Source organism: Atopobium sp. BS2 (assembly GCF_000565075.1).
Taxonomy (GTDB): domain Bacteria; phylum Actinomycetota; class Coriobacteriia; order Coriobacteriales; family Atopobiaceae; genus Lancefieldella.
Map to the genome: position 1 here is coordinate 1 of NZ_JDFG01000041.1, position 6659 is coordinate 6659.

General features: G+C 52.9%; 5 protein-coding genes and 1 tRNA gene. All 6 read left to right on the forward strand.

The window, feature by feature from the left end:
• The first annotated feature begins 511 nt into the window (after positions 1-511).
• The 6 genes from galE to HMPREF1492_RS05830 all read left to right on the forward strand — a co-directional run bounded on the left by galE (position 512) and on the right by HMPREF1492_RS05830 (position 6159).
• Positions 512-1567, forward strand: a complete 1056-nt coding sequence (gene galE, locus HMPREF1492_RS05805) for a UDP-glucose 4-epimerase GalE (protein ID WP_035436906.1) — start codon at positions 512-514, stop codon at positions 1565-1567.
• A 7-nt stretch (positions 1568-1574) separates the two neighbouring features.
• On the forward strand, positions 1575-2654 hold the full coding sequence (locus HMPREF1492_RS05810; protein ID WP_035436908.1) for a polyprenyl synthetase family protein: 1080 nt from the start codon (positions 1575-1577) through the stop codon (positions 2652-2654).
• A gap of 2 nt (positions 2655-2656) precedes the next feature.
• A complete protein-coding gene (locus HMPREF1492_RS05815; RefSeq protein ID WP_035427969.1) occupies positions 2657-3586 on the forward strand; it encodes a peptidoglycan-binding domain-containing protein in 930 nt (309 codons plus the stop codon).
• A 44-nt stretch (positions 3587-3630) separates the two neighbouring features.
• Positions 3631-3705 (forward strand) — tRNA-Gln (locus tag HMPREF1492_RS05820).
• A gap of 69 nt (positions 3706-3774) precedes the next feature.
• Positions 3775-5163 (forward strand): bifunctional UDP-N-acetylglucosamine diphosphorylase/glucosamine-1-phosphate N-acetyltransferase GlmU, encoded by a 1389-nt coding sequence (gene glmU / locus HMPREF1492_RS05825; RefSeq protein WP_035436911.1) that lies wholly within the window; start codon positions 3775-3777, stop codon positions 5161-5163.
• On the forward strand, positions 5164-6159 hold the full coding sequence (locus tag HMPREF1492_RS05830) for a ribose-phosphate diphosphokinase (RefSeq protein WP_035436914.1): 996 nt from the start codon (positions 5164-5166) through the stop codon (positions 6157-6159).
• Positions 6160-6659: the final 500 nt, after the last annotated feature.

The following is a 6659-nucleotide window of genomic DNA, read 5'->3' on the forward strand; positions in this document are numbered from 1 at the left end:
GAGTAGACGGGTTTCTCGCCAGACGGGTGGCGTGAGCTGGCGCGAGCCTGCTGTAAGCCTGATTTTCTCGCCATGTCTGAACGATTTGCCTGAAAAACACGCCTAGTCTGAGCTATTTGCCGGTTTTTCTCGCCAAGTCTGAGTAAATTTACTCAGACATGGTGGGGGTTTCAGGCTCGCAAAATTTGGAGACAGCACCCTAGTTAGAACGAGCCTGATTTCTGCAAAGAATCTGTAACTTTTGCCTAAATAAGTAAAAGAATCGGTGGATTTGCCTGATTTTGTCAAAGAATCGGTGCCTCAAATACAGATTCTTTGCACTTTTTAGGCGCGCATAGTGAAAGTTAGGCGCGCATAGTGAACGGTAGGCGCGTGATGCCAGAAAGGAGCGCTTGGCGAGAAACCCGTACGCCCGCAGCTACACCTGACGAGAAACCCGCGTGCTCGTACCGCACAACGCTGCGCAGAAAAGCCGTATACTTATGACGATATAGTCTACGAAAGGATTGATATGTCTGACGCTCTGATTCCACAAAATTCCTGCGTACTTGTCACCGGCGGCGCGGGCTTTATTGGCAGCCACACCGTTGTTGAACTGCTCAATTCCGGCTACGAGGCTGTTATTGTTGATAACCTTTCCAATACTTCGGCAAAGGTTATCGATCGCATCAAAACCATTGTGGGAGAAGAAAACGCTAAGCGCCTTTCGTTCTACGAGGCAGACGTCAACGATGCAGATGCACTCAACCGCATCTTTGATGAGCACGCCATTAACTTTGTCATTCACTTCGCTGGCTTCAAGGCTGTCGGTGAGTCCGTTGCCAAGCCTATCGAATACTACACGAACAACCTGGGTAATACCCTCACCCTTCTTAATGTCATGAGAAACCATGGCTGCAAGTCAATTATTTTCTCGAGCTCAGCAACGGTTTATGGAGATCCAGATAGCCTTCCTCTGACCGAGCAAAGCCCCAAGAAGAACGCAACCAACCCTTATGGCTGGACTAAATGGATGATTGAGCAGATTTTGACCGATGTTCACACCTCTGACCCAGAGTGGAATGTTGTCCTACTTAGATACTTCAATCCTATTGGCGCTCACCAGTCTGGACTTATCGGAGAAGACCCTGCAGGTATTCCAAACAACCTGGTGCCTTATGTGGCTCAAGTTGCTGTGGGCAAGCGCGAAGCTGTTCACGTCTTTGGCAACGACTACAACACCCCAGATGGCACGGGCGTTCGCGACTACATTCACGTCTGCGATCTTGCTTCTGGTCATGCAGCTGCACTTAAGTGGATGGCTGGTCGCACGGGAGTTGAGATCTTCAACCTAGGAACCGGTACTGGTAGCTCTGTACTTGACGTTATTAAGGCATTCTCAAAGGCTTGTGGCAAAGAGATTCCTTACGTTATTGAGCCTCGTCGTGCTGGAGACGTTGCTACTAACTACGCCGATTGCCAGAAAGCTGCCGACATGCTTGGCTGGAAGGCTCAGTACGACCTCGCCGACATGTGCCGCGACTCCTGGAAGTGGCAGTCGATGAACCCAGACGGCTATCGCGGCTAGGATTTCCGTGAACTTCGCCGACTACCTCACACAAAAGCTCCCTGCCGTCGAGGCAGAGATCATGCGCGGACTCCCCGCGGCATCTGCAGCGCCCGCAGCACCCGCGGCACCCGCGGCGTCCACGGCGGCAACGTCCACGCCCTCGGAGCGCACCCGCGCGGACCTGAACACCTACCTCTACCAGCCACTCGCTCACTTCAGCGCGGGCGGCGGCAAGCGCGTGCGTCCGGTCCTCTGCTGCCTGGGCGCCGAGGCTGTTGGAGGCTTGGCCGAAGCCGCTCTGCCCGTGGCCTGCGCCATCGAGGACTTCCAGTCGGCGGCCCTTATCCACGATGACATTGCAGACAAGTCAGAGCTGCGCCGTGGCGAGAAGTGCCTCTACAAGACACTTGGTACTGGGCTTGCCATCAATGTCGGTGATTCTGCGCTGGTCAATGTTGTCAGACGCGTTACCGTAGCCGACCACCTCTCTGACCAGCTTAAAGTTCGCGTTATCGACGCCCTTCTCGCCATGCAGGAGCACACCCTTGAGGGTCAGGCGCTTGACCTTGGTTGGGCTCAAAACGAGCGTTGGGATGTTACCTCTGAGCAGTATCTTTTTATGGCGCTCTCCAAGACCGCCTATTACTCTGCTGCATATCCCCTGGTACTAGGCGCGCTAATCGGTGGGGCTGACCAGAATACACTTAACGCACTCAAAGAGTTTGGTCTTAAGGTAGGCCTTGCCTTCCAGCTGCAAGACGATCTTCTTAACCTGGTCGGAAACGCCCAGGTACAGGGCAAAGACTTTAGATCAGACATCACTGAAGGTAAGCGCACGCTCGCCGTGGTCTACGCGCTCGAGTATCTTGGCTCGGAAGAAAAGACAGAGCTTGTCTCCATACTTTCTGCGCATACAGGCGATACTTTAAAGCTTCAGCGCGCTGTGGAGCTTATGGAAAGCGCTAATGCGATAAAATTTGTCCGCACGCACGCTCTTGCCTTAGTTGATGAGGCAAAGCACGTACTTGAAAACGTGATACTTACTGAAGACGCTCGCGACACACTTTTGTCTATGGCAGACTTCTTTGTGAACCGAGAAAGGTAATTATGGATCCTATTACTCCTGGTAGCACTGGTGCTGCCGTTGAAGACATTCAGGAACGCCTCGTAAAGCTTGGCTACACCATCGAAGACGATGAGCGCCAGAGCCACACGTTTGGCAAGTCAACTGCTCGCGCGGTTGCGCGCTTTAGGCTTGACCATGACCTTTCTCTTGGAGAAGAAGTAGATGCCTCTACCTGGGCAATCATGGTCGATGAGGGCTATGAGCTAGGAGACAGAACCCTCTATCTGCGTCTTCCTAACTTTCACGGCAATGACGTGCGTCAGCTGCAAGAGCGTCTCAACATCTTGGGTTTCTCGTGCGGAAAAGTTGATGGCCATTACGGTGTTCACACCGAGGCGGCCGTTAAGCTCTTCCAGGAAAGCGTCGGCGAGCTTGCTGACGGTATGGCATTCCAGGATACCCTCGACGCTATTGAGCGTCTGCGCCACGTTTGGTCTGGTAAGCAGGCAAAAGGCCCTCACCCACAGGGTCCTATGGGCTTTGCACGTGCAGCAAACGTTCTTGAGACCACCTGCATTGCAATTACGGGAGAAGATCCCATCTCTAGAAACGTGGCCGCCCGCGTGTATAACCTTTCTAAGGCAACTACCGAGGCAAGCGGCATGACCATGATTGATCGCGCCGACTCTCCTACTGATGCAGCTACCATTTTGGTTCTGACCACGGCTTATGCCCCAAGTATGCCCGCTCGCGGACAGGTGGGTATTGGCTCTGTTTCTATGGAGGAGAACGAGACGCTGCCAGCAAGACTGCGCACTGCTATAGAGTCTGCTGATGCAACGGGCTCCCCTATCAAGATTGTGCTGCCTGAAGGAACAAACGTTGACGGTTCATTTACTACCGCAGACGCGCAGACTTTAGCAGTTCTTGTTCTTGATGCAATTTGTGGAGCATTTGCCTCGCTAAGCTGATACACTTAGTAGAGTTGCGGACAAAACCAACGTAGTGATTACATTGGGGTATCGTCCAACGGTTAGGACACGGGTTTTTGGTGCCTGGAATGTGGGTTCGAATCCTACTACCCCAGCCATTTTTTACGCAACTTTTGTGTAGGGACGCACTCGTATCGAGTAATACGAAGTACTTTGGAGGCTTACGTATGCCACTTACTGCGATTGTCCTCGCTGCAGGCGAGGGAACGCGCATGAAGTCCCACCACCCTAAGATTGTGCACAAATTACTAGATAAACCACTTGTTTGGTGGAGTGTCAACGCTGCAATTACTGCTGGCGCTGACCGCGTCATTGTGGTTGTTGGTAACCACGCTGACGAGGTTAAATCTGCACTTTCTTGCTTCCCTAACCTTGAGTATGTTGCCCAGACTGAGCGTCTTGGCACCGGCCACGCCGTCAAGGTTGTTAAGGATGCTCTTGGTGGCTTCAAGGGACCCGTTGTTGTTATCAACGGTGACGCATCTCTGTTGCGCGCACAGTCTATTCTCGACCTTGTTGCAGAAACTAAAGCTCATCACAACGCATGTACGGTACTCACAATGACGCCCCCAGATCCAACCGGATATGGTCGCGTCATTTCTTCTAACGGCCAGGTAACTGCCATTGTTGAGCACAAGGATGCTACGCCAGAGCAGCGCGAGCAAGAGCGTGAATGCAACGTTGGCGTGTACTGCTTCTGTGGCGGAAGACTGACCGCAAACATCGATCTTCTCGGCAATGACAACGTGCAGGGCGAGTACTACCTCACCGACATGGTAGGTCTCTATGTAAGCCAGGGCGAGCCTGTTGCTGCCGTCCACGTTGACGACTACAAAGAGGCGCTGGGCGTTAACTCCCGCTCCGAGCTTGCCGTTGCTACCCGCATCATGCAGGAGCGCATCAACGAGCACTGGATGAGCCAGGGTGTCACCATGCTGGACCCAACTTCCGTCTGGATTGGCCCCGAGGTCACGCTTGGCATGGACACCGAGATTCTCCCGCAGACTATGCTCTACGGCAAGACCTCAATTGGCGAGAATTGCGTGGTAGGTCCTAACACTCGTCTGACCGATACAATTGTTGGCAACGACGCTGTTGTCGACGAGACTGTAGCTATCAACGCACAGGTAGATGACTTTGCTACCTGCGGTCCTCGCGCGTACCTGCGCCCAGGCACACACCTCATGCCTCACGCCAAGGCTGGCACCCACGTTGAGATCAAAAATTCAACTATCGGCGAGGGCTCCAAGGTTCCTCACCTCTCCTACATTGGTGACACAACCATGGGCTCTGGCGTCAACATTGGCGCAGGTTCAATTACGTGCAATTACGACGGTTACCACAAGTTCAAGACCCACATTGGCAACAACGTCTTTGTTGGATCCGATACTATGATGGTGGCACCTGTCTCAATTGGTGATGGCGCACTTGTGGGGGCAAGTTCGTGCATCACAAAGGATGTACCAGCAGATGCGCTTGCACTCGAGCGCTCTGAGCAGAAAATTGTTGAGGGATACGCCGCCCAGAGGCGTCACAAGCTTGAGAAAGAGGACTAGATGTTCGAGAACCTGAGTGAACCACTGTTAGTTGCTAGAAATATCAAGCTCTACACCGGTACAGGTAACCCTGAACTGGCTCGTAAGGTTGCAGACATTCTTCACCTAGAGCTACAAGGTCTTCTCCTCGAGAAGTTTGCTAACGGAGAAATCTACGCTCGCTTTGACGAGTCTGTCCGCGGCGACGAGGTCTTCTTCATTCAGTCTTTGGCAGGTGTCAACGTCAACGACCTGGTTATGGAAACGCTGATTGTTGCTGACGCTGCAAAGCGCGCATCTGCTAACAGCTTTACCGTAGTTATCCCTCACTACGCATATGCTCGTCAGGACCGCAAAGCCGCTGCTCGCGAGCCTATTACCGCTCGTCTGATGGCAAACCTACTTGAGAACGCTGGCGTTGACCGCGTCATCACACTTGACCTGCACCAGGGTCAAATCCAGGGCTTCTTTGACATTCCTGTTTCTCACCTGACTGCTCTCTACCTTCTGGGCGATTACTTTAAGAGCAAGCCATTTGACTGGGAGAATACCGTTGTTGTCTCCCCCGATATGGGTCGCGCAAAAGCAGCTAAAAAGCTTTCCGACTACCTTGACTGTGGTCTTGCAATTGCTCACAAGAGCCGTCCTCGCCACAACGAGAGTGCTGTTATGGGCATCATTGGCGATATCAAGGGCAAGACCTGCATCGTTAACGACGACATGATTGATACCGCAGGCACCCTCTGCGCTTCCGTTGTGAAGCTGAAGGAAATGGGTGCAGGCGACATCTACGTCTGTGCTACCCACGGCATCTTCTCTGGTCCTGCAATTGAGCGCCTCAATAGCGCCCCAATTGAGGAGTGCGTGGTTACTGACGCAATTCCTTGCCCAGCAGCAAACCAGGAAGGCTCCAAAATTAAGACGATTACCATTGCAAACGAGATTGCCGAGGCAATTTACGCTGTCTACACCGACCGCCCTGTCTCCGACATCTTCGGCGGTGACTTCAACCTGTAACGCCGCAGGTCAGCCGTGCGTGCGACGACGGCAACGCCGCAGGTCAAACGCGCGCGGGCGACGACGGCAATACTGCAGGTCAAACGTGCGTGCGAGCGCGAGTCGCAAGTGATTTCAACCCGGTATCCATTTCGTGTGGATACCGGGTTTCTTGTGCGGAAACGCTGGGAATGAACCGGGTTTCTCGCCAGGTGGGCGATGCGAGCCTGATTTTCTTGCCAAGTCTGAACGATTTGCCGGAAAAGTGCACCAAGTCTGAGCTATTTGCCGGTTTTTCTCGCCATGTCTGAGCTGTTTTACTCAGACATGATGCAGCTTTCAGGCTCAAAAATTCAGGGCCAGACAGTCTATCTTTTACGCGCCTGATTTCTGCAAAGAATCTGTAAATTTTGCCCTTGAATTGTCAAAGCAAGTGCAACGTTTGGTGATGGTAGACTTCCCAAGGGCACGGTGGGCGATGCGAGCCTGATTTTCTTGCCAAGTCTGAACGATTTGCCGGA

What these genes read in the sequence shown, in the direction of transcription:
- galE (WP_035436906.1), top strand. Translation starts at nt 512, where the DNA reads ATGTCTGACGCTCTGATTCCACAAAATTCCTGCGTACTTGTCACCGGC.
- HMPREF1492_RS05815 (WP_035427969.1), top strand. Translation starts at nt 2,657, where the DNA reads ATGGATCCTATTACTCCTGGTAGCACTGGTGCTGCCGTTGAAGACATT.
- glmU (WP_035436911.1), top strand. Translation starts at nt 3,775, where the DNA reads ATGCCACTTACTGCGATTGTCCTCGCTGCAGGCGAGGGAACGCGCATG.
- HMPREF1492_RS05830 (WP_035436914.1), top strand. Translation starts at nt 5,164, where the DNA reads ATGTTCGAGAACCTGAGTGAACCACTGTTAGTTGCTAGAAATATCAAG.